We start from the raw sequence: 21,059 nt of genomic DNA, 5'->3' as shown, positions 1-21,059 counted from the left end.
CGGCACTCCCCTCAAGCCTCGACACTGCGCGCACAGCGACGGTTCGAAATCGCTTCGAAATCAATAGCCGTACTGCATGTTCTGCTGCACGTTGCTCTTGTCGTAGAAGCGGTCCGACACCTTGACCCACGTCGGGATCTTTTCGCCCTTCGCGTAACGCTGGGCGACGTCGCAGGCGAGCGGGCCGAAGAACGGGCTCGATTGCACGCTTGCGCCGAGTTCGCCGGCGGCGATCGCATCCATGCCGCCCTTGGTGCCGTCGATCGTGACGATCTGGATATCCTTACCCGGTTGCTTGCCGGCCGCCTTGATCGCGGCGATCGCGCCGAGTGCCATCTCGTCGTTATGCGCGTAGACGGCAGTCACGTCCGGATGCGCCTGCAACAGCGTTTCCATCACCTGGCGGCCCTTGTCGCGCGCGAAGTCGCCGCTTTGCGAGGCGATGATCGTCATGCCCGGATTCTTCGCGATGATTTCGTCGAAGCCCTTCTTGCGATCGTTCGCCGCGGACGCGCCGGTGGTGCCTTCGAGTTCAATGATCTTCGCCTTGCCGCCGGTCGCCTTGACCAGCCAGTTAGCGGCGCGATGACCCTGATCGATAAAGTCGGAGCCGATGAAGGTGATGTAGTCGCGGCCCGCCTTGGCCACCGACTGATCGACGTCGCGGTCGACCAGGATCACCGGAATGCCGGCCTTTTTAGCTTGCAGCACAACCGGCGCAAGCGGTTTTTCTTCGCGCGGCGGGAACACCAGCAGATCGACGTGCTGCGCGATCATGTTCTGAATATCCGATACCTGTTTCGAGTTCGAACTGTTGGCGTCGGTCATGACCAGCTGCCAGCCGCACTTCGCGGCGACGTCCTTGAAGCTCCTGGTTTCCGCGAGACGCCACGGATTGTTGCTTTCAGTCTGCGCGAAGCCGACCTTCAGCGGAGTCTTGTTGGGCAACTTCGGCAGCGCGTCGTCGGCGTGCGCCGTGGCGACGCCAAAACCGATGGCCAGAGCCAGCAGCGAACCTGCCAGCGGACGAATCTGCTGCTTGCGCGCGTGCTTGCGCGACTGCGTGTTGAGCGACGCCATTGTCTTCCTCCGGTACCTGGTGAGGTGTCTTTGCTTTTTAGTGTTTCTCCTGTCGGCCAAGCTGTTTCACCCTGACCGGACGTGTTGATTATTTCATCGAGAATTATTATCGGTCAATCGCTAATAATATTAATTGCCGGCTTTTCCGTCTCGGTAATTACCCTGACCGAGCCGCGTTCGACGAGCGGTCCGTCGAGTTTCACGAGCCGATGCCGCACCGGTGCGCCGGCTGCGCGGTTGTGTTCTTCCTGCAGCAAGGTTTCGACGGCCCAGCGTCCCAGCTCGTAGTTCGGCAGCACTACTGTCGACAGAGGCGGATGCGTGTGGCGGGCAATTTCCTGGTCGTCGTAGCCGAGTACGGAAACGTCTTCGGGCACGCGCAGGCCGAGTTGCTTCAGCGCCTCGATCGCGCCCAGCGCGGTCAGGTCGTTGGCGCAGAAAATGGCGGTCGGCGGATGGGTCTCGCGCATCATGGAGAGCGTCATTTCGAAGCCGACGCCCGAGCTCCAGTCGCCGTCACGCACCAGTTCCGGCGCGTACGGCAAGTCGGCGGTGGCGAGCGCGGTGCGATAACCCTTGAGGCGGTCTTTCGAGGCGTCCTGCCACGGCTCGCCGTTGATGTAGCCGATCCGCCGATGCCCCGACTGCAGCAGATAGTCGGTCGCCAGATGCCCGCCCGCGACCTCGGCGGGCACCACCGATGAAAACCCGCCCTCGCTCGTGTAGCAGTTCAGCAGCACGGTGGGCACCTGCGAGAGCGCCGCCGGCAGGGTGACCTTGCGGGTGTAGACGGTTGCGTAGATTACGCCGAATACGTGCGGGTTCGACAGCGTGGCGTCGAGCACCTGCTTTTCGATGTCGGCATTGCCGTGCGTCGAGTAGACAGCGAGCATCTTGCCGCTTGCATAGGCCGCATCGCGCGCGCCGTCGATGTTGACGACCGGGTGCGGACTGGTGGAAATCTCGTCGGCCAGATAGACAATCAGGTTGCGTTCATCGTTCGAAGCCGATACCGGCTCGCGCAGCGAAAGCCGGTAGCCGAGGTCGTGCGCGGCCTTCAGCACCTTGTTGCGGGTGGTCTCGGAGAATTTCGCGCCGGTCGCGTTGTTCAGGACCAGCGAGACAGTGGATTGCGACACGCCCGTGAGCTTGGCGATGTCGGTCATGGTCGGATGGCGTTGAGTCGATTTTTTCATTGTGCGGGCCGCGCTGCAGCGGCGCGAAAACAGGAGCATGCCGGTGGCATTGGTGGTGCTGACGGTACCACTAATAATATGCACGCAGCAACGCGCGCTAACCCGCCATTTGGGCGTTTTTGGTAAGACATGATTCGCTGCGTTCTGGTAAATATATTACTAATAATATTGACCGATGTGCTTTGGCGTGCGATTCTCGGTCGCGCGAGCCCTGACGGTTCGCCGGCCGCGCGCTGTGCGCGGCACATCATAGGAGACATCGATGGGCATTCATGCCGCCATCCGCACGAGGCCCCGCCTTTTCTGATCATGCGCGACGTTTCCTTGAATCCGACCCGGCCGTTCGTAACCGATCTCGCGTGGCTCGACGACCCCGCGATCGCGCCGGCGCTTGTTACGCTGACGGCAGGCGCCATGCGCGTGGTGGTAGCGCCTGAAGTCGGCGGCGCGCTGGCGGCTTACTATGAGTCGACGCCTGAAGGCCCGCTGCACTGGCTGCGGCCGGCCACGCAGGCGGCGTTCGATGAGCGCGATCCGCTGCGTATGGCGAGCTTCCCGCTTTTTCCCTACTGCAACCGGATTCGCGACGCGCGCTTCCCGTTCGACGGCGGCATAGTCGATCTGAGCGGCAATGACTTGCGTTTTGCGCACGCGCTGCACGGCAATGCGTGGCGGCATCCCTGGCAGGTGGGGGGGCGCACGGAGCGCTCAGTGGAATTGCAATTCGAACACGATCCGGATACGCAGCAGCCCGGTGACTGGCCGTTCCGCTATCGCGCGCGGCAGCGCATCGAACTGATCGGCGGCGCGCTGCGCATCGCGTTGTCCGCGCAGAATCTGGGTGACCGGCCGATGCCCTTCGGCATGGGCCATCATCCGTACTATCCACGCACCGCGCAGACCCGCGTCTATGCCGATGTGCAGGGCATGTGGCACGCGGACGCGGACCTGCTGCCTACGCATCTCGGCCCGCATCCCGCGGTCGAGGCGCTCCGTCACGGCATGTCGCCGGACGCATTCGCGCTCGACAACAACTTCGCCAACTGGTCGCGCGAGGCGACGATTGCGTGGCCCGACGAGCACCGTCAATTGACGATGACCGCCGATGCGCCCTTCGATCATATGGTGATATTCGCGCCCGCCAGCGATACGCAACTTTGCGTGGAACCGGTGACCAACACCACCGATTGCTTCAACGCGATCGGCATGCGGGAGCAGGTGGGCGGCTGCGTGTTGCAGCCGGGCGAGGCGATCGCCGCGACGCTGAACTGGACGCCGCAAAGAGGCTAGTTCGCGAGGCATTGTCACGCTATTCGCGCTGTTCGATCTCATGAGTGCTGCATGTGAGCGGACGCTGGCAGCATCATTTTTTCAAGCTCCACCCATACAGCGGTATGGCGTTTTTTTCAAATACGTACTGGCGAGCTGACTGCCTCCACGCGGACGGATGTTGCCAACGCACTAACTGGAATTTGAAAGCGTAGAAGAGAGTTCACGCACCGGATCGAACGCAGCCCACTTTGTCCAGTTTGGAGGGGGATTTCGAGTGCCGATCCGCATTGCACGCGACCCGTCAGGGAAGAGAAGCGACTCGACGTCACATGCGTCACCGTCTGGCCCTTCCGTCAGCATGTGGCCGCGCTGGTGTACAAAAATAAGCCCGCCCTCACGAAGAAGTTCGAGACTCGTGAGTGCTGCGCGTCCTGGTACCTCGCGCCACCACCTGTTGAGCAGCGTTACGGCAATTTCAGCGTCGAGCATCCGGATCTCCACTTGCGATCTGTATCGCGAACCGATCTCATCGCAGGGAGGCGCTGCGATTCCGATCTCGTTTCAAGTAACCAATATAGACCAAAAATAGACCGGATGCTGCGTCGCAGCATTATCGTATCTTCCCTTCGGCGTGGGCTGCATCGGCCGACTTCAGAACTGGCCGTGTCGAACGGTTGCCGGTGCCGGCCGCAGGGGTGTCGGGCGTTAGCGCTGAACGACGTCTTTCGCGCGACGCACGGGTGAGGCACAGACGAACCGCGAGCGCCGCGGCGCCTGCCGTTTGCGTCGGTCGTTGCGGGCGCCGTCGCCACAGATTCCAGACGGTCGCTTGCACGAAGGGACAGCGCAGCCGACCAGATATCGAGTTCGCCGTGTGCGCATGCTTTCTGGCTCGGCTATCTGCTCGCGGAAGTCCTGTGGGAACGCCGGGAGCCCCGTGCCATGGATGAATGTTATGCGTTATTTTTTCGGCAAGGCCGAGTGCTGACACGTACTGACACTAGTTAACAATCGTACGCGACGCATTTTGATAGGCTATGTTCGGCTAGTGTGAAGAGTCGGAAATTTGCAGACAGAGTTGCGCGGTATCAGGCAACGTTGGGCCGCCGGATCGGCTGCAGTATCCGCGCGATCATTCACGGCGAACGCGTCTACTGCGCTATCGAGAATCGTTATGTTCGACGAATCGAAATATATATCGCTAACGCACGAGCCGGGGCTGGACCAGTGGACGCATGCCTGGTACGACGAAGCCGTCCAGGCGAAATTTATCCACCCGCCCTATCATCCCGACACTGCGACCCTAAAGTGTCTTCGGGACTATTTCAACGCTGGCCTGTCGCCGGCCGAAGCTGCTCAGGCGTGCTTCGGCCGCAAGCACTAACGTATTACCGCGTCATGATCAGCCGGCCGTGCCTGTACGAAAGGTAGAAAACGGCCTGAACAATTCGAAGAATTCCCGACTCACGACATGAGTGGAGTGACCGGTGGCGCTCGTAGCATGCGGTGAGAGCGCGAAAGTATGTTTTGGCGACTATCGAAAAGCACCTGAAGAGGGGAGGGCCTTATCATGCTGCGATGGATTGCAAATTGGGCTTCACAGTACGCCCCAACTCCGGAGAAACAGGCTGAGCGCGCTAAACGAGTTGCGTATGGAGCTGTTTCGGGCTGAGCAACAGGTGCTGGATGCCCAACTCCGTGCGGATTATTATCGGGCCCGTTTGACCTTTCTCGAGGAGGTAACAAGAAAGGGCATTGAGGAGGTATCCGATCAACGCAAAGGGCAACAGGAGAACACCCAGATGTTGCGCCCCGGACTGAGGCTGACTTCGGCGCAATAGTTTCGACCGGGGGCGTGCGTCCGTCGTCGCCCAAGACGCTCTCCGCCCGTTTCAACCGAGCTTCAGGACGATTTCCGAAATCATGCGAAATATTGGGCGGGCCATCCGCAACGTGCGTCGACAGCTTTTGCTGTTGTGCCGCCCGTCAGGTCTGTTTGTTAGGCGAACGCGGCTTGGTTCGAGAAGCAAGTCGAAACGCTGAGGGCGCAGATGAGTGAGAGCCCGCAGAAAATACTTGCTGAACGGCAAAATGGGTGCGTATAATTGCGTTTTTCGCTGCTGACGATTCAGCAACGTGCCCCGCAAGTGGTTTCTGTAGGGGGATGTTGCAAAAAAGTGTCTGAAGTGATTCAGAAGCTGTAGCAAAAAAGTCTTCACAAACAGTTGTAACGTAGTTAGAATAGCGGTCTTCGCAGTTGACGAAACGAAGTAACTGACAAGTTAGCGTGAGTTGACTGCGAGTTAAAGACAGATCTGAAAAGATTATGTCCCCTTCGTCTAGAGGCCTAGGACATCACCCTTTCACGGTGAGTACAGGGGTTCGAATCCCCTAGGGGACGCCAAACATCAGCGTCGCTTGGAAGCAGTAAAAGCGGTGCAGCTTGCAGAGAAATAACCGACGCTCGCAAGCCAGGGTGTAAAGACTGGAGTGGTAGTTCAGTCGGTTAGAATACCGGCCTGTCACGCCGGGGGTCGCGGGTTCGAGTCCCGTCCACTCCGCCAGACAAAGCCCGTTCATAAAAACTTGAACGGGCTTTTTCATTAAAGATGTAAGCGTACGTTGTCCCCTTCGTCTAGAGGCCTAGGACATCACCCTTTCACGGTGAGTACAGGGGTTCGAATCCCCTAGGGGACGCCAGGACATCAGCGTCGTTCGGTCAGCAGTATGAGCGGTGCAATTGGTAAATGAGCAAAGCTCACAAGCCACGGTGCAAAAATCTGGAGCGGTAGTTCAGTTGGTTAGAATACCGGCCTGTCACGCCGGGGGTCGCGGGTTCGAGTCCCGTCCGCTCCGCCAGATTCTAGAAAGCCCACTTCGCAAGAAGTGGGCTTTTTTTATTATTTCCGCATTCGGGGCTGTCTGGGTATCGTCCGGGTATGCTCGGGACAAACAGCCATTGCCAGCACGCGCGGCCTGTTTTACCGTTGAGCCGACTCTTCTTCGTCGTTCCGTCATGTTCGATCCAACCGAAGCTCCGTCATCGTTTTATCTGCGCACGGCCAGCATGGACGATTTCGAGTTCGCCGAGGCGCTGACTCGCAACAATATGGGCGGCTACTATCGCCGGCATCATCTGGTCTGGCGCAGCGATCTGTTTCTTGGCAGCTGGCGCGAGTCGGAGAACTTCATCCTCGAAATGGATGGTGAGCCGATCGGCGTGCTGCGGATCACGCAAGAAGGCGATTCGCTGCATATCCGTGACGTGCAGATTGCCGAGGGACATCGGCGGCTGGGCGCCGGTACGTTTCTGCTGGATATGTCGCATCAATGGGCGCGTGAGCGCGGGCTGCGCGAGCTGCAATTGCGCGTCTTCGTCGACAATCCCGCCGCGCGGCTTTATCAGCGCAAGGGCTATAAGCTGACCGGGCCACGTCTCGCGCAACTCGGCGCGATCCGGCATCTGGCGCGACGCGTTTGAAGCTTAACGATGCCGGCATCGCTCACGCATCCGTTCGGTTTTGCGCCGCCTCGTCGTCCGTCTCTTCATCGCTGCGTTCACCATTTTCCGCACGATGTTCCGAGCCCCGTTCGATGAACGCCCGTGGACTTTCGCCAAAGGCTCGCCGGAACATCGCCGAGAACGCGCTCTGGCTTTGGTAGCCCAACTCCAGCGCGACATGCGATAGCGGCCGCCCCTGGCTCAGGAGCGGGATCGCGCGTGCCAGAATTGCCTGCTGACGCCATTGCGAAAAGCTCACGCCTAACTCCTGACGAAACAGCCGAGCGATCGTGCGCGTACTCGCGCCCACGCTCGACGCCCATTGCTCGAGCGATTCGCCGTGAGTCGGGTCCGCGATCACCGCCTCGCACAGCGCGCGCAGGCGCTTCTCGTTGGGCATCGGCACCGATAACGGCAGCGGCTCCGAACGCGTCAGCTCGTCGAGCGCGAGCGCGCCGAGCAGTTGTTCGCGCGTCGCCGGGATGCCGGGCGTGTCGAGCGCGGCGATCACCTCGCGCAGCAGATCCGATACTTCCACCACGCGTGGCGTATCGAGCCCAGGCGGCACGGTGCTTTCAGTGATGTATAGCGTGCGCAGGAACGCGTCTTCGACGGCGACGACTTCATGGGTCACATGCGGCGGCACCCAGATCGCCCGCGACGGCGGCACCATCCACGTCGTGCCGGTCGTCGCGACCCGCAGCACGCCGCGCGACGCATACGCGACCTGCGCCCACGCGTGCGTGTGACGAGCAATACGCCAGCCGGAAGGCATCGGCCGCGAGCGCACGCGGATCGGGTGCGTCGGCGTCGGCTGGAATGCCGGCGGAATGTCGGCAAAGTGGACGAAGCTCGACTGGTCGGAGTCGGCGGACACATTCATGGTGAAGATCGATCCAGTTAGGCGGAACTCAAAAGCGCGGAACGCAAAAACGGCGCGGGTTTCTCATTGTAGGTTGCGGGAGATTCGACGCTGCATAATGTCCCGATTGCGCTGATCCCAAGGAGAACCCCATGAGCTTTGCAACCGCGGACTTGTGCGATGCGCACGAGGACCAACTGTCGCTCGGTACGTTGCGCGTGCTCGAGCCGGTCTTTCATCTGTTCAGTCGCACCGAGTGCTTCAGCGGGGAGGCGGTCACGTTGAAGGTGTTCGAAGACAATGCGCTCGTGCGTGCCACGCTCGAAGAGAAGGGTGCAGGCCGCGTACTGGTAATCGACGGCGGCGGGAGTCTGCGCTGCGCGCTGGTCGGCGGCAATCTCGCGCAGCTCGCGGAGCAAAATGGCTGGGCGGGCATTGTGCTGAACGGCTGTGTGCGCGATACGCTGGAGCTCAATGAAGCCAATGTCGGCGTGGCCGCGCTGGCAACGTGTCCGCGACGCGGCCAGAAGCGCGGTACCGGCGAGCGCGACGTGCCGGTGCAATTGCCGGGCGCGACGGTACACCCAGGCGAATGGATCTATGCGGATATCGACGGCGTGCTGGTAGCGCGCACCGCGCTGAACTGAACGAACTGAATTGCAGGCAGGCGAAACACTCAATCAAGGAGAGCAAACGACGATGCAGACCGTTTTTGTATACGGCACATTGCGGGCCGGTGAAGTGAACGACATCAGCAAGGCTGCGGCGCGGCACGACATTGCCGCGCCGAACCTGCTCGGCACGGCTACCGTCCGCGGGCATCTGTTCGATTTCGGCTCGTATCCCGGCCTCGTCGTCGACGAAGCGGGCATCGACGTTAAAGGTGATGTGTACGAGATCGACGATGAACTGGTCGCGGTACTCGATGAAATCGAACGGGTGTATCCCGGTGTGGAGAGTCTCTTTCTCGCGCGCGAAGTCATGGTGAAAGTGGACGGCAACGCGGTGAATTGCCGTTTCTACCCGGTGACCCCTAAAGCCGTGAAAGGCCAGCAGGAAATCCGCTCGGGCGATTGGGTCGAGCATCGCAGCACGCGCTAGCCGAACGCAAAAAAACGGCCCGGCAAGCATAAGCCTGTCGGGCCGCCCGGTCGGTCAGCCTTGCGACTCAGGTCGCTTTCACTCCTTGCGTGGCTGGCGAAAGCGGGCCTGATACGACGTCGTCGGTTGCTGATGCATGAGGCCTTTCAAAAGCCTCAGATTTCCTCGTACAGCGGCAGTGTCAGGAACTCGGTGAACTGTTCCGAGGTCGACATCTCTTCGAAGATCTGTGCGGCACGCTCGTATGGCTTCGTATTGCCGCCGACCGCCTGCTTCACGTTGGCGAGTTCCTGTGCCGACAGCTCGCGCACGAGTTCCGCCGTGACCTTGCGGCCGTCGTTGAGTTTGCCCTTCGGCGAGCGGATCCATTGCCACACCTGCGAGCGCGAGATCTCAGCGGTTGCCGCATCTTCCATCAGATTGTGGATCGGCACGCAACCATTGCCCGCGAGCCACGAACCCAGGTAGTGAATCCCGACGTTGATGTTGTTGCGCAGACCCGCTTCGGTGATCGGCGCTTCGGGACGGAAGTCGAGCAGATCGGCGGCCGTAACGAGCACGTCGCCGCGCTGCTTGCCGATCTGGTTCGGCTTGTTGCCGAGCACCTTGACGAACTCCTCCATCGCGATCGGCACGAGGCCCGGATGCGCGACCCAGCCGCCGTCGTAACCGTCGCCCGCATCGCGCGCCTTGTCCGAACGCACGCCGCCCATTGCGCGGTCGTTGGCCGCCGGATCGTTCTTGATCGGAATCAGCGCGCTCATGCCGCCGATCGCCGGTGCGTTGCGGCGGTGACAGGTCTTCAGCAACAGCAGCGCATAGGCGCGCATGAACGGCGAGGTCATGGTGATCTGCGCGCGGTCGGCGAGACAGAAATCCTTGTCGCTCCTGAACTTCTTGATCGCCGAGAAGATGTAGTCCCAGCGGCCGGCGTTCAGGCCCGAGCTGTGTTCGCGCAGTTCGTACAGAATCTCGTCCATTTCGAATGCGGCGAGAATCGTTTCGATCAGCACCGTCGCGCGAATCGTGCCGCGCGCAATGCCGACCGCTTCCTGCGCGGCGACGAAAATGTCGTTCCAAAGACGCGCCTCGAGATGGCTTTCCATCTTCGGCAGATAGAAGTAAGGCGCCGTGCCGCGCGCGACCTGTTCCTTCGCGTTGTGAACCATGAACAGCGCAAAGTCGAAAATGCCGCCCGACACGCGCTGGCCATCCACCGTCACGTGCTTTTCGTCGAGGTGCCAGCCGCGCGGGCGCACGATCAGCGTGGCGATCCGGTCGTTCAGTTTGTACGACTTGCCGTTCTGTTCGAGCGAAATCGTGCGGCGCACTGCTTCCTTCAGATTGATATGGCCGGTGATCTGGTTATCCCAGCTCGGCGCATTCGAATCTTCGAAGTCGGTCATGTACGAATCCGCGCCCGAATTCAGCGCATTGATGATCATCTTGCGCTCCACCGGACCGGTGATTTCCACGCGGCGGCATTGCAGGTCCTGCGGCAACGGCGCGATCTTCCAGTTGCCTTCGCGCACGCTCTTCGTTTCGGCGAGGAAGTCGGGACGCTCGCCGGCATCGAGCCGTTTGGTGCGCTCGACACGTGCTTGCAGTAACTGCTGACGGCGCGGTTCGAAGGTGCGATGCAGCGCAGCGACGAGTTCGAGCGCTTCGCGCGTGAGGATGGTTTCAAAGCCCGGCTTGATCTCAGCCGTGATGTCCATGCCCTGCGGCAGCTGCGACGATGAAAGCGTGTTCGCCATGGTTTCTCCTTGGTCGGTCAGATGGTAATGATGCAAATGTAGAAAATGCGGTTCGAAATGCGTCGTACGAATCGGTTGCGAATTTGCCGTCAGGCGCCAGGGCTGTGGCGCGTGCGGCTGCTACTCCGTTCGGGCGACGCGAGGGTCTTCAGAAAAGCGAGCAGGTCGCTCATGCTCCCGCCCGTGCCGTGCGACATGACGCCCAGTTCTTCGGCCGGTGCGTTTTGCCGGTTAAGCCAGAAAGTGGTGAAGCCGAACCAGGTCGCGCCAGCCACGTCCCAACCGTTCGACGACACGAAGACGATCTCGCGCGGCGCTACGTCGAAGGCTTGCGTGCCGAGCGCGTAAGCGGCGGGCGAGGGTTTATAGGCGTGCACTGCGTCGACGGAAAGAACATGGTCGAACAGGCCCGTCATGCCGGCGCTCTTCACGGCGATATCGAGCATTTGCGGATTGCCGTTCGAGAGGATCGCGAGACCGGGCCGCACGCCATGTTTGTTGCCCGCAAGCGCGGAGGGCGCTTCGCGCAACTGGCGCAGCGCGGGCACGGCATCGGGGAACGCGGACAGGCACGCGTATTCATCCATCAGACGCTTCTCGGCGGCGCGATTGAGCGTGAGCTGAAGCTTCTTCGCGGCGAAGCGCAACGCGTCGATCGTGATGTCCCAGAACGGCTGGTAATGTGCGCCGGCCGGGTCGGCAAGCGTGCGCAATTGCGTGTATTCGATCTGCTTGAGGCGCCACAGTTGCGAGAGCGCGTCGCCGTGGCCGGGAAACATCTGCTCAGCGGCAGCGATCACCGAATGCACGTCGAAAAGCGTGCCGTATGCATCGAAAATCACTGCTTGGGGGGAAAGTGTCGTTGTGGCCGACATTGCCGTGCGCTCCTATCAGAGGTCGAGACAGATTGTATTAGTGATGGTCTATGCTAAAAAAGAGGCTGGAGATCACTTGATCTTTTACTTTCATGCACCTAATCTGACGCGCACCGCCCACTTTCCCGCACCGTTGCGGCTCCGCCCACTTATGGACCGTTTCAAGCAGATCGAGACTTTCGTAGCCGTCGCGGCCAAGGGCAGCCTGTCCGCCGCAGCGCTGGCCGAGGGCGTCGCGCCCGCGATTATCGGCCGCCGCATCGACGCGCTCGAAGAGCGGCTCGGCGTCAAGCTGCTGGTGCGCACCACTCGCAAGATCACGCTGACCTTCGAAGGATCGGCGTTTCTCGAAGACTGCCAGCGCATCATTCACGATATGCAGAACGCCGAGGCCAGCGTGTCGGCGGGCGGTGTGAAGGCGAGCGGCCATTTGCGGCTGTCCGCGCCGGCAGGTTTCGGGCGCCGGCACGTCGCGCCGCTCGTGCCGGCCTTTACCGTCGCACATCCGGATGTGTCGATCACGCTCGATCTGTCCGACCGGCTGGTCGATCTGGTCAACGAAGGTTTCGATTGCGCGGTGCGGCTCGGCGAGCTGCCGGATTCGTCGCTGGTGTCGCTCAAGCTCGGCGAAAACCGCCGCGTGTGCGTCGCCTCGCCGTCGTATCTGAGCCGGCGCGGTGCGCCGCATACCCTGGCCGATCTCGCCCGCCACAACTGCCTCGCGCTCGGTGCGAGCGCCAACCAGCAGCGCGGCTGGATGTTCCAGCAGGGCGACAAGGTGGTCTCGATCAAGGTGTCCGGCACGATGGAATGCTCGGACGGTGCGGTGCTGCATGAGTGGTGCCTTGAAGGTTATGGCCTCGCATGGCGCTCGTGGTGGGAAGTCGGCACCGATATCGCAGCCGGGCGGCTGGTGAGCGTGCTCGACGAATTCGCCGCGCCGCCGATCGGCATCCATGCAGTATTTCCGCAGCGCCGTCATTTGCCGTTGCGGGTGCGGCTCTTTCTCGACTTTCTCAAGCATACGTATGGCGATCCCGGTTACTGGAGCTGAAGCCCGCTAAGGTCAGACGATGCCGCGCAAGGGGTTTCCGATATGCGGACAGACCCGCAGGCGCGCCTTGCGCATCATTTCGGCGCACTACAATCGATTTCAGCGGCTTTCTGCCGGGCTCGTTGGACGCTGACGCCGCGCGGCGAGCCGCACGGCGACGGAGGGCATCATGTTCAGGCATATCCTGGTTCCGACCGATGGTTCAGACCTGTCACGTAAAGCGATCGACGGCGCCATCGATCTTGCGCAGGCCGTCGGCGCACGCGTGACCGCTTACGCGTGTCTGCCGCAATATCCGTACTCGCCGTTCTCCGAAGTCGTGATCGAACCGCCGGCCGAGTTCCAGCAGCGCAGCGAGCACGAAGCGCGCGTGCATCTGCGGGAAGTGGAACTGGCCGCGCGCCGTGTGGGCGTTGCGTTCGACAGCCGCACCAGCGTGCACCCGGCGCCGTATCTCGGCATCATCGAAGCGGCCGAGCGGGGCGGCTGCGACGTGATTTTCATGGCATCGCACGGACGGCGCGGTCTTGGCAGCCTGCTGATCGGCAGCGAAACGCAGCGGGTGCTCACGCATACGAAAATCCCTGTGATCGTGTATCGCTGAGCCTGACTGTCCTGATTACGGTCCTGTTCTGCGTGTGCGCATAGCAAAAAAACGCCGGCGATAAGGCCGGCGCGAGGTATGCGTTGCCGCACGATCAGTTGTGTGGACACTGTCTCCCGGATTCCGGCCCTGAGGGCTCTAGCTCTGCGGACTGTTGTTCTCCTCCCTGACGGCGGCCCTCTGGCGGGGCCGTTTTTCGTCTGTCTGCCTTGCCGTTCCTGCGATCGGACCGCGCTATGACTTACGCGACCTTCTTGTCGAAGAACTGTTCGTCTTCCGTCGAGCCGTGCAGCGCGGTCGTCGATGCTTCGCGTTCGACCGTTTGCGTCACGGCGTCGAAGTAGCCGGTGCCGACTTCGCGCTGGTGCTTCACAGCGGTGAAGCCCTTTTCGGCAGCCGCGAATTCGGCCTGCTGCATTTCGACGAACGCGGTCATCTGGTTGCGGGCATAGCCGTGCGCCAGGTTGAACATCGAGTAGTTCAGCGCGTGGAAGCCGGCCAGCGTGATGAACTGGAATTTGTAGCCCATCGCACCGAGTTCGCGCTGGAACTTGGCGATCGTTGCGTCGTCGAGGTTCTTCTTCCAGTTGAACGACGGCGAGCAGTTGTACGACAGCAGCTGGTCCGGGAATTCCTTGTGGATCGCGTCGGCGAATTTCTTCGCGAACTCGAGGTCCGGCTTGCCGGTTTCGCACCAGATCATGTCGGCATACGGCGCATAGGCGAGACCGCGCGAGATCGCTTGCTCCAGACCCGGCTTCGTACGATAAAACCCTTCCACCGTGCGCTCACCCGTCAGGAACGGCTTGTCGTTGTCGTCGACATCCGACGTGATCAGGTCGGCGGCTTCAGCGTCGGTGCGAGCCAGCAGCACGGTCGGCGTGCCGGAGACGTCGGCGGCAAGACGTGCGGCGGTCAGTTTGGCGATATTTTCGCGGGTCGGCACGAGCACCTTGCCGCCCATGTGGCCGCACTTCTTCACCGAAGCGAGCTGATCTTCGAAGTGGACGCCCGCAGCGCCGGCCTCGATCATCGCCTTCATCAGTTCGAACGCGTTCAGCACGCCGCCGAAACCGGCTTCAGCGTCGGCCACGATCGGTGCGAAGTAGTCGGTATAGCCTTCGTCGCCCGGATTCTTGCCTTCCGACCACTGGATCTGGTCGGCGCGCGTCAACGTGTTGTTGATGCGCTTCACGACGAGCGGCACCGAGTTCGCCGGATACAGCGATTGGTCCGGGTACATTTCGCCGGCCACGTTCGCATCGCCCGCCACTTGCCAGCCCGACAGATAGATCGCCTTGAGGCCGGCCTTCACTTGCTGCATGGCCTGGTTGCCGGTCAGCGCGCCGAGGGCATTGACGAACGGCTCGTTATGGATCGATTCCCACAGTTTTTCCGCGCCGCGCCTGGCCAGTGTGTGCTCGACCGGCACCGAACCGCGCAGGCGCACCACGTCGTCGGCGGTGTACGTGCGCTTCACGCCTTTCCAGCGCGGATCGGTTTCCCATTGCTGTTGGAGTTGCTTGGCTTGCTGTTCGCGGGACATGGTGTGCTCCTTGGTTGCCTGAAGATGGATTGGTGAACTCTGTCTTCGTCGAAGCGGCTGGCCGGTTAGGCGTTTCGTTTCGCGAAGTCTTATATAAGAGTCTAGGCAAATCACTGATCGGGCAATAGCCACTTGGGAGCGTTTTTTGAATATTTATATTTGTTTTAAATCAGTTGCTTATGTCGTACGTTCCGCATTAAGAAACGTGTTTTTCCATCTCGCAATGGTTCGTGTTGTGCCGTGCAGCACGATTTTTTACGACGCAAAAAAATTTTCCACATCGTGAAATTTCGATGCCTGGCGAAAAAAAACCGGCGCATGAGCACCGGTTTCTTCCGACTGACGAACGGCGGGGCCGTCCGGGTCTTTTCAAGCTGACTTCTGTACAGATCGAGCTACGCGAATAGCTGTTGCACAGTCGTGACTTAGCTGCAACTTAGCTGCAACTTAGCTGCCGCGGCGCGCCGCACGCGGGCCGTCGCTGCGGCGTGCGCCGTAGCCGCCGTCACGCGAACCGCCGTAGCCTTCACGCGAACCGCCGCCAGCCGACTTGCCGGCCCAGCCGCCGCCATTGCCGCTACCGCTGCGAGCGCCGCCGCCGTTACCGGCCGGTTTGCCAGCACCGCTGCCGAAACGACGGCCACCGCCGTTGCCGCCGCCCGGACGGCCACGGCCGCCAAAGCCAGGACGGCCGTTGCCCGACGGAGCCGACTTGCGCGGCTCGAAGCCTTCGACAACGTTGACCGGCAGCGGCGTGCGCACGAAACGCTCGATGCGCTTCAACGCGCCTTGCTCGGCGTGATGCACGAGGCTCACTGCGATGCCCGAGCGGCCAGCACGGCCGGTACGGCCGATACGGTGCACGTAGTCTTCAGCGAACTTCGGCAGATCGTAGTTGAACACGTGCGTGATGCCCGGGATGTCGATGCCGCGAGCGGCGACGTCCGTGGCGACCAGCACGCGCACACGGCGCTCGCGCAGTGCGCGGATCGTGCGGTTACGTGCGCCTTGCGGCAGGTCGCCGTGCAGAGCGGCCGATTCGAAACCCGCGTCGGCCAGACGGCCGGCCAGTTGGTCGGCGTCCATCTTGGTTGCCGTGAAGACGATAGCCTGGTCGAGGCCGGCGTCGCGCAGCAGATGGTCGAGCAGACGATCCTTGTGATCGCGGTCGTCAACATAATGGACGGTTTGCGCGATGTTCGTGCGCTGTTCCAGACGCTGGACGATCTCGATCCGTTCCGGATCCTTCAGCAGACGGCCGGTCAGTGAACCGATCTTGCCGTCGAGCGTGGCCGAGAACAGCATCGTTTGACGCGAAGCCGGCGTAGCGGCAACGATCGTTTCGATGTCTTCGATAAAGCCCATGTCGAGCATGCGGTCGGCTTCGTCGAGCACGAGGATCTGCAGTTGCGACAGATCGATGCGGCCGCGTTCCAGGTGGTCGATCAGACGGCCCGGCGTGGCAACCAGGATTTCCGGGTTCTTTGCCAGCAGCATCAATTGTTGACCGTAAGCGACGCCGCCCAGAATGCTGACGGTGCGCAGGCGCTTCAGGTGCTTGCCATACGTAGCAGCGGCGGTCGTGACCTGCATCGCGAGTTCGCGGGTCGGCGTCAGAACCAGCATGGTCGGACGGGCAACCGGTTGCGGACGGCGCGTGCGGCCGCCGTCCGCCGGACGCGGTTCACGCGGCTGGCTGGCTTGTGCCTTTTGCAGTTGCGAGAAACGCTCGATGGCGGGCAGCATGAACGCGGCGGTCTTGCCCGAACCGGTCGGGCTCGAGACCATCAGATCGCGCCCGGCGATGGCGGCGGGGATCGCGCGTTGCTGAACCGGAGTCGGGTTTTGGTAACCAGCGACGGTCAGCGCGGAGACGACATCCGCGGAAAGACCGAGCGACGCGAACGTCGGGCCGGCCGGCGCTGCGGCTTCAGCGGCAACGGCTTGCGGAGCGGCAGCGACTGCTGCAGCTTGCGCGGGCGCGTCGGCGAGACCGAGGGCTTGGTCGGCGATGGCGTTCAACGGGCTGCTGGGGGTATTGCTCGAAGTCATGAGAATCCTTGGTACACAGGGAATTAATACGTCGGCGCCAATCGGCATACCCAAGTCGTCGGATTCAGCGAGCAAAGAAGCAGCGAGCAAATCGAAAAACGGGGGCAGCTCGCGATAATCAAGGCGAGCTTTTCGTTAGAAGCTGTATCGGTTGCGACATGCCAACACGGCGTGCCGCCAGCCTGGTACATGATCGCCCGTAGGGGGCTAGGCAGGAGGGGACAGGTTCTAAACTGGATTGGAGCTAAACGCTACGAGGCGCTGCGCCGCAAAAGCCGCTAGAGGATAGCCGGGCAAAGCAGTGAAGCGCAGGCAGCATTGTATAGGGTTTTGTTGCACTGCGCCACCATTAGGATATTTCCTGGCGGAAAAGTTTCGTTTTGTCTGCTGATGCCCGCTGTGGGGCTAGCTTAGGCTGACGCGCCGCTTTTGAGGGATTCGACCAGATCGACATATTGTTGCTTCGCGGCGTCCTGGGGCGTGCCTTTTAGAGCGGCCCATGCATCGTATTTGTATTTTCCGACGATGTCGGTGAAGCCGGGTTTGTCGCCGTGGACGTCGCCGTCGGTGGCCTGTTTGAAGAGCGCGTAGAGACGCAGGAGGGTGAGATTGCCCGGGCGCTCCGGCAATTGCTTTGCGTCTTCCTGGGCTTGCGTGAATTGGGTGTTGATGTCTGTCATGGTTTGGTTTTTGCCCTCCGGGCAGGGTCTGGTTTTGTTTGGGGCCTGGCTGGTGATCATAGCAATTGGATGCTGCCGCGGGACTGAGGGGTTATTCCAAACGGTTTTGGGGTTTCCATGAAAAGCAAAAACCGGAGGACAACCCAAAACCACATTCGCACGAGCGGTGCCGATTACAATACGCGTCATGAGTCAAACTGTGCTTCTTGCCCTCGATACATCGACCGAATTCTGCTCGGTGGCGCTTCTATCCGCCGCCGGCGAATCATCGGCTCACGCCGGCCCTGAACCCCGTATCTGGGTGCGCCACGAGCAAACCGGCGCAGTCTCCAGCACGCGCCTCCTGCCCGCGATCCGCGAACTCTTCGACGAAGCGGGTCTGAAGCTGGCCGACTGCAACGCCATCGCCTTCGGCTCGGGTCCGGGCTCGTTCACGGGTCTTCGCACGGCAACCGGTGTCGCCCAAGGTCTGGCATTCGGCCTGAACCTGCCGGTCGTGCCGATCAGCACTTTGCTCGCTTGCGCGGAAAGCGCCCGGCTGCGCGATCCATCGGCGGCCCGCGTGCTCGCCGCGCTCGATGCCCGCATGGACGAAATCTATTGGGCCGACTACGCATGGGACGACGCTCAAGGCGAGTGGCGCACGCTCCAGCCGGCTTCGCTCGATGTCCCCGAGCGCCTCGTCTTGCCCGCTGCGCCGTTCACGCTGGCCGGCAACGCTGCCGCGGCCTTCGGCGCGCGATTGCCCGCCGTCGCGGCTGCGCGAACGGTCGACGGCGAAGCGCTGCCGCATGCGCTACCCATCGCGTACGCTGCGCTACGCGCGTTTCGCGCCGGCCGCACCGTGCCCGCCGACCAGGCCGCGCCGGAATACGTGCGCGATAAAGTTGCCCAGACCACGGCGGAACGCGTCGCCGAAAAAGCCGCCAAGGCCGAACTCGCGGCAAAGGTGGCGCACGACCTGCATCAGGGCGAGGGCCGGCAATGAGTGGTGTGTTGCTCGCGGACCGCTACATGTCGCCGATGACCGAAGGCGATCTGGACGAAGTCGCCGCAATCGAAAAGATCGCCTACGAATTCCCCTGGAGTCGCGGCAATTTTGGCGATTCGCTGCGCAACGGCTATTTCGGCATCTGTCTGCGTCACGTGACAGGTACGTTGATCGGCTATTGCGTGCTGATGCCGGTCGTCGATGAAATGCATCTGCTCAATTTGTGCGTGACGCCCGCCGCGCAGGGCGCCGGCGCAGGGCTCGCGTTGTTGCGCGAAGCGGTGCGTATCACGCGCACCGAAAAACTCGACGGTCTGCTGCTCGAAGTACGGCCGTCGAATCATCGGGCGATCCGGCTGTACGAACGTTTCGGTTTTGCGTCGATTGGCCGCCGCAAAAACTATTATCCGGCGCGGCATCGCAGCCGGGAGGACGCCATCGTGATGCGTTATTCGTTTGTCAGGGAGGGCGCAGATGGCGCTGCATGAATCGGTACTGGAAGAGTTCGGACTCGCGCCACTGTGGGTGCGTCGCGGGATGGCGGCGGTCGCGTCGGTCGAGGCTGTGGAGCTTGCCTCCGACGTGCAGGTCGGCAACGCGCAGCCAGCTCTCGAGGACGCGGCGCCCACAAGCGCGCGCCATGAAGAACCGCCTGCAGCGGACTCGCGGGTCGCGGCTCCTCAAGCGTCGCCCGCCGCGCGCGAGCCGAACGAGCGCCGTTCGCCTGCGCAACATAGCGAGCCGGGCCGGCAAACTTCGCCGTCCTCGTTCAGCGAAACCCCGCCCGACGACGATTTCGCCTGGTTCGACGATCTGCCGGCCCCTGAGCCAGCCCATGATCCGGCCCACGCGAGTGCCGAAGCGCGCCGCGAGACGCCGGACGCATTGCCGCCGATCCAGCGGCTCGATTGGGACGCGTTGAGCGAGCGCGTCGCCGGCTGCGAACGCTGTCGTCTGTGCGAGAAACGTACGAATACGGTGTTCGGCGTCGGCGATCGCAACGCCGACTGGATGCTGATCGGCGAAGCGCCTGGCGAGAACGAAGACCGCCAGGGCGAGCCGTTCGTCGGCCAGGCCGGCAAACTGCTCGACAACATGCTGGGTTCGCTGACACTCGCGCGCGACACCAACGTCTATATCGCCAACGTGATCAAGTGCCGGCCGCCTGGCAACCGCAATCCCGAGCCCGACGAAGTCGCGCGTTGCGAGCCTTATCTGCAACGCCAGGTCGAATTGGTCAAGCCGAAGCTGATCGTCGCGCTCGGCCGCTTCGCCGCGCAGAGTCTGCTGAAAACCGATGCGAGCATTTCGTCGCTGCGCGGCCGTGTTCACGAATACGAAGGGGTACCGGTCATCGTCACGTATCACCCGGCGTATCTGCTGCGCAGTCTGCCCGACAAGGCGAAGGCCTGGGCCGATCTGTGCCTCGCGCGCGACACGTGGCGCAAGGCGGGCGGCGCGGCTTCGAACGAAGCGAAGTGATGGCCGCCACGGGGCCGACGGTGGACCTCACCGCTTCGCCGGGCGCATCCGCCGCGTTCCTCGATACGCTTCTCGACACATTGCGCGTCCCGGCGGTGCGCGATCTGGCGTGGCTGCTGCTGAGCGCCGATTTGCTGCGAGCGCAGCCACCCGTGGGCGCGCTGGCTATCCCGTTCGACACGCCGCATGAAGCAAACGCGACCATCGACTGGTTGCGCGCGCTCGACGCCGATCCGGCCGAATTGCAGCGCGAGCTCGCGGCGACGCGCGTCACGCGCCTTGGTCGATACGCCGAACGTCTGCTCGCCTGGTTTCTGAAGCACGGGCCCGCGGCGCGGCTGGTCGCGGCCGGCGTCCCGCTGCGGCGCTCGGGCGTCACGCTCGGCGAATGCGATTTTCTGGTTCAGACGCAGCGGGGCGCGCGGTTGCATTGGGAATTGGCTGTGAAGTGCTACCTGCATGCCGGCGCCGGCCGGGGGCAACTGGCGGATTACGTCGGCCCGAATCTGAAGGACCGCTTCGATCTGAAGCTCGCGCATCTGCTGAATCATCAGTTGCCGTTGAGTGCGCGCGAAGAATTCGCGGCGCTCGGCTATGGTGGGCCGTGGACTCCGCAAATGTTCGTCAAAGGCTGGCTGTTTTACCGGCATGGCGAGTCGCCGGATGATCTGGCCGTGCTCAATCCTTCACATGGGCGCGGCTGGTGGGTGACGCGTGGCGATTGGCCGGCTTTCGCGGCGGCGCATGCGCAGACGTGGCGCACGCTGCCGCGACTGGAATGGCTGGCGCCGCGGCGGCATGAGCCCGATGCGGCGGAAGAGGCGGGGGTGGCTTTCGTCGATGCGCAAACGCTCGCTGCGCAAATCTCGCATCAACATGGACCGACGATGGTCGCGGCGTTCGCCAATGGCAGCGCGGGTGGCTGGCTTGAACGCTCGCGTGGTTTCATCGTGCCCGACGACTGGCCGCAACTGGCGCAAGCCTACGCGCGGCAATAGTTGTAGC

The 21,059-nt window shown here is 62.1% G+C and carries 20 protein-coding genes and 4 tRNA genes; 16 read left to right on the top strand and 8 right to left on the bottom strand.

Annotation, left to right across the window (positions count from 1 at the left end; all coding sequences use genetic code 11):
- Positions 1 to 60 precede the first annotated feature (60 nt).
- Both SB772_RS00645 and SB772_RS00640 read right to left on the bottom strand, forming a co-directional pair.
- Positions 61 to 1,080 (bottom strand): ABC transporter substrate-binding protein, encoded by a 1,020-nt coding sequence (locus SB772_RS00645; RefSeq protein ID WP_410831356.1) that lies wholly within the window; start codon positions 1,078 to 1,080, stop codon positions 61 to 63.
- A 113-nt stretch (positions 1,081 to 1,193) separates the two neighbouring features.
- On the bottom strand, positions 1,194 to 2,246 hold the full coding sequence (locus SB772_RS00640; RefSeq protein WP_410831807.1) for a LacI family DNA-binding transcriptional regulator: 1,053 nt from the start codon (positions 2,244 to 2,246) through the stop codon (positions 1,194 to 1,196).
- A gap of 339 nt (positions 2,247 to 2,585) precedes the next feature.
- Between SB772_RS00640 and SB772_RS00635 the strand changes: the two genes are divergently transcribed.
- The 8 genes from SB772_RS00635 to SB772_RS00600 all read left to right on the top strand — a co-directional run bounded on the left by SB772_RS00635 (position 2,586) and on the right by SB772_RS00600 (position 7,029).
- Positions 2,586 to 3,566, top strand: coding sequence for an aldose 1-epimerase (locus SB772_RS00635; protein ID WP_410831355.1), 981 nt, complete (start codon positions 2,586 to 2,588; stop codon positions 3,564 to 3,566).
- 1,156 nt (positions 3,567 to 4,722) lie between these two features.
- Positions 4,723 to 4,932 (top strand): hypothetical protein, encoded by a 210-nt coding sequence (locus SB772_RS00630; RefSeq protein WP_410831354.1) that lies wholly within the window; start codon positions 4,723 to 4,725, stop codon positions 4,930 to 4,932.
- Between the two features lie 268 nt (positions 4,933 to 5,200).
- A complete protein-coding gene (locus SB772_RS00625) occupies positions 5,201 to 5,389 on the top strand; it encodes a hypothetical protein (protein ID WP_341315169.1) in 189 nt (62 codons plus the stop codon).
- Positions 5,390 to 5,876: 487 nt separating this feature from the next.
- Positions 5,877 to 5,952 (top strand) — tRNA-Glu (locus SB772_RS00620).
- Positions 5,953 to 6,035: 83 nt separating this feature from the next.
- A tRNA-Asp gene (locus SB772_RS00615) sits at positions 6,036 to 6,112 on the top strand.
- Positions 6,113 to 6,172: 60 nt separating this feature from the next.
- Positions 6,173 to 6,248: transfer RNA gene (locus tag SB772_RS00610), tRNA-Glu, on the top strand.
- An 82-nt stretch (positions 6,249 to 6,330) separates the two neighbouring features.
- Positions 6,331 to 6,407: transfer RNA gene (locus SB772_RS00605), tRNA-Asp, on the top strand.
- A gap of 157 nt (positions 6,408 to 6,564) precedes the next feature.
- Positions 6,565 to 7,029 (top strand): GNAT family N-acetyltransferase, encoded by a 465-nt coding sequence (locus tag SB772_RS00600; RefSeq protein ID WP_410831353.1) that lies wholly within the window; start codon positions 6,565 to 6,567, stop codon positions 7,027 to 7,029.
- A gap of 22 nt (positions 7,030 to 7,051) precedes the next feature.
- Here SB772_RS00600 and SB772_RS00595 read toward each other — a convergent pair whose 3' ends face one another.
- Positions 7,052 to 7,933: an AraC family transcriptional regulator gene (locus SB772_RS00595; protein ID WP_410831352.1), complete on the bottom strand. Its 882-nt coding sequence runs from the start codon at positions 7,931 to 7,933 to the stop codon at positions 7,052 to 7,054.
- Positions 7,934 to 8,064: 131 nt separating this feature from the next.
- Between SB772_RS00595 and rraA the strand changes: the two genes are divergently transcribed.
- Together rraA and SB772_RS00585 are read left to right on the top strand one after the other, a co-directional pair.
- Positions 8,065 to 8,559 carry a ribonuclease E activity regulator RraA gene (gene rraA / locus SB772_RS00590; protein WP_410831351.1) on the top strand — a complete coding sequence of 165 codons (495 nt, stop codon included), beginning with the start codon at positions 8,065 to 8,067 and terminating at the stop codon, positions 8,557 to 8,559.
- Between the two features lie 52 nt (positions 8,560 to 8,611).
- Positions 8,612 to 9,013, top strand: a complete 402-nt coding sequence (locus SB772_RS00585; RefSeq protein WP_410831350.1) for a gamma-glutamylcyclotransferase — start codon at positions 8,612 to 8,614, stop codon at positions 9,011 to 9,013.
- A gap of 155 nt (positions 9,014 to 9,168) precedes the next feature.
- Here the strand turns inward: SB772_RS00585 and aceB are convergent, their stop codons facing one another.
- Complete coding sequence (gene aceB, locus SB772_RS00580; protein WP_410831349.1) at positions 9,169 to 10,770, bottom strand: malate synthase A; 1,602 nt, start codon at positions 10,768 to 10,770, stop codon at positions 9,169 to 9,171.
- A gap of 89 nt (positions 10,771 to 10,859) precedes the next feature.
- Complete coding sequence (locus SB772_RS00575; RefSeq protein WP_410831348.1) at positions 10,860 to 11,645, bottom strand: haloacid dehalogenase type II; 786 nt, start codon at positions 11,643 to 11,645, stop codon at positions 10,860 to 10,862.
- Between the two features lie 151 nt (positions 11,646 to 11,796).
- On the opposite strand from SB772_RS00575, the gene SB772_RS00570 reads away from it, so the two are divergent.
- Together SB772_RS00570 and SB772_RS00565 are read left to right on the top strand one after the other, a co-directional pair.
- Entirely contained in the window at positions 11,797 to 12,699 is a 903-nt protein-coding gene (locus SB772_RS00570) for a LysR family transcriptional regulator (RefSeq protein WP_410831347.1), read from the top strand.
- Between the two features lie 169 nt (positions 12,700 to 12,868).
- On the top strand, positions 12,869 to 13,303 hold the full coding sequence (locus SB772_RS00565; protein ID WP_410831346.1) for a universal stress protein: 435 nt from the start codon (positions 12,869 to 12,871) through the stop codon (positions 13,301 to 13,303).
- A 241-nt stretch (positions 13,304 to 13,544) separates the two neighbouring features.
- Here the strand turns inward: SB772_RS00565 and aceA are convergent, their stop codons facing one another.
- The 3 genes from aceA to SB772_RS00550 form a co-directional block, all read right to left on the bottom strand.
- Positions 13,545 to 14,849, bottom strand: a complete 1,305-nt coding sequence (aceA, locus tag SB772_RS00560) for an isocitrate lyase (RefSeq protein WP_410831345.1) — start codon at positions 14,847 to 14,849, stop codon at positions 13,545 to 13,547.
- A gap of 447 nt (positions 14,850 to 15,296) precedes the next feature.
- Entirely contained in the window at positions 15,297 to 16,901 is a 1,605-nt protein-coding gene (locus SB772_RS00555) for a DEAD/DEAH box helicase (RefSeq protein ID WP_410831344.1), read from the bottom strand.
- A 410-nt stretch (positions 16,902 to 17,311) separates the two neighbouring features.
- A complete protein-coding gene (locus SB772_RS00550; protein WP_410831806.1) occupies positions 17,312 to 17,581 on the bottom strand; it encodes an acyl-CoA-binding protein in 270 nt (89 codons plus the stop codon).
- A 187-nt stretch (positions 17,582 to 17,768) separates the two neighbouring features.
- On the opposite strand from SB772_RS00550, the gene tsaB reads away from it, so the two are divergent.
- The 4 genes from tsaB to SB772_RS00530 are packed head-to-tail and all read left to right on the top strand — an operon-like array spanning position 17,769 to position 21,052.
- Positions 17,769 to 18,569 carry a tRNA (adenosine(37)-N6)-threonylcarbamoyltransferase complex dimerization subunit type 1 TsaB gene (gene tsaB, locus SB772_RS00545; RefSeq protein ID WP_410831343.1) on the top strand — a complete coding sequence of 267 codons (801 nt, stop codon included), beginning with the start codon at positions 17,769 to 17,771 and terminating at the stop codon, positions 18,567 to 18,569.
- A complete protein-coding gene (gene rimI / locus SB772_RS00540) occupies positions 18,566 to 19,060 on the top strand; it encodes a ribosomal protein S18-alanine N-acetyltransferase (protein ID WP_410831342.1) in 495 nt (164 codons plus the stop codon). The genes tsaB and rimI overlap by 4 nt, the downstream gene beginning before the upstream one ends.
- Complete coding sequence (locus SB772_RS00535) at positions 19,047 to 20,054, top strand: uracil-DNA glycosylase family protein (RefSeq protein WP_410831341.1); 1,008 nt, start codon at positions 19,047 to 19,049, stop codon at positions 20,052 to 20,054. Before rimI ends, SB772_RS00535 begins: the two co-directional genes overlap by 14 nt.
- Entirely contained in the window at positions 20,054 to 21,052 is a 999-nt protein-coding gene (locus tag SB772_RS00530; RefSeq protein ID WP_410831805.1) for a DUF1853 family protein, read from the top strand. Before SB772_RS00535 ends, SB772_RS00530 begins: the two co-directional genes overlap by 1 nt.
- The last annotated feature ends 7 nt before the right edge of the window (positions 21,053 to 21,059 follow it).

The organism is Paraburkholderia sp. SIMBA_030 (genome assembly GCF_046535245.1).
Lineage (GTDB): Bacteria > Pseudomonadota > Gammaproteobacteria > Burkholderiales > Burkholderiaceae > Paraburkholderia.
Note: the sequence above shows the minus strand (reverse complement) of the source record. Positions and strands in the feature narration are given on the sequence as shown.

Bases quoted from the DNA above. Each gene is read 5' to 3' on its own strand.
- SB772_RS00645 (WP_410831356.1), bottom strand. From the start codon at position 1,080: ATGGCGTCGCTCAACACGCAGTCGCGCAAGCACGCGCGCAAGCAGCAG.
- SB772_RS00640 (WP_410831807.1), bottom strand. From the start codon at position 2,246: ATGACCGACATCGCCAAGCTCACGGGCGTGTCGCAATCCACTGTCTCG.
- SB772_RS00635 (WP_410831355.1), top strand. From the start codon at position 2,586: ATGCGCGACGTTTCCTTGAATCCGACCCGGCCGTTCGTAACCGATCTC.
- SB772_RS00630 (WP_410831354.1), top strand. From the start codon at position 4,723: ATGTTCGACGAATCGAAATATATATCGCTAACGCACGAGCCGGGGCTG.
- SB772_RS00625 (WP_341315169.1), top strand. From the start codon at position 5,201: ATGGAGCTGTTTCGGGCTGAGCAACAGGTGCTGGATGCCCAACTCCGT.
- SB772_RS00600 (WP_410831353.1), top strand. From the start codon at position 6,565: ATGTTCGATCCAACCGAAGCTCCGTCATCGTTTTATCTGCGCACGGCC.
- SB772_RS00595 (WP_410831352.1), bottom strand. From the start codon at position 7,933: ATGAATGTGTCCGCCGACTCCGACCAGTCGAGCTTCGTCCACTTTGCC.
- rraA (WP_410831351.1), top strand. From the start codon at position 8,065: ATGAGCTTTGCAACCGCGGACTTGTGCGATGCGCACGAGGACCAACTG.
- SB772_RS00585 (WP_410831350.1), top strand. From the start codon at position 8,612: ATGCAGACCGTTTTTGTATACGGCACATTGCGGGCCGGTGAAGTGAAC.
- aceB (WP_410831349.1), bottom strand. From the start codon at position 10,770: ATGGCGAACACGCTTTCATCGTCGCAGCTGCCGCAGGGCATGGACATC.
- SB772_RS00575 (WP_410831348.1), bottom strand. From the start codon at position 11,645: ATGTCGGCCACAACGACACTTTCCCCCCAAGCAGTGATTTTCGATGCA.
- SB772_RS00570 (WP_410831347.1), top strand. From the start codon at position 11,797: ATGGACCGTTTCAAGCAGATCGAGACTTTCGTAGCCGTCGCGGCCAAG.
- SB772_RS00565 (WP_410831346.1), top strand. From the start codon at position 12,869: ATGTTCAGGCATATCCTGGTTCCGACCGATGGTTCAGACCTGTCACGT.
- aceA (WP_410831345.1), bottom strand. From the start codon at position 14,849: ATGTCCCGCGAACAGCAAGCCAAGCAACTCCAACAGCAATGGGAAACC.
- SB772_RS00555 (WP_410831344.1), bottom strand. From the start codon at position 16,901: ATGACTTCGAGCAATACCCCCAGCAGCCCGTTGAACGCCATCGCCGAC.
- SB772_RS00550 (WP_410831806.1), bottom strand. From the start codon at position 17,581: ATGACAGACATCAACACCCAATTCACGCAAGCCCAGGAAGACGCAAAG.
- tsaB (WP_410831343.1), top strand. From the start codon at position 17,769: ATGAGTCAAACTGTGCTTCTTGCCCTCGATACATCGACCGAATTCTGC.
- rimI (WP_410831342.1), top strand. From the start codon at position 18,566: ATGAGTGGTGTGTTGCTCGCGGACCGCTACATGTCGCCGATGACCGAA.
- SB772_RS00535 (WP_410831341.1), top strand. From the start codon at position 19,047: ATGGCGCTGCATGAATCGGTACTGGAAGAGTTCGGACTCGCGCCACTG.
- SB772_RS00530 (WP_410831805.1), top strand. From the start codon at position 20,054: ATGGCCGCCACGGGGCCGACGGTGGACCTCACCGCTTCGCCGGGCGCA.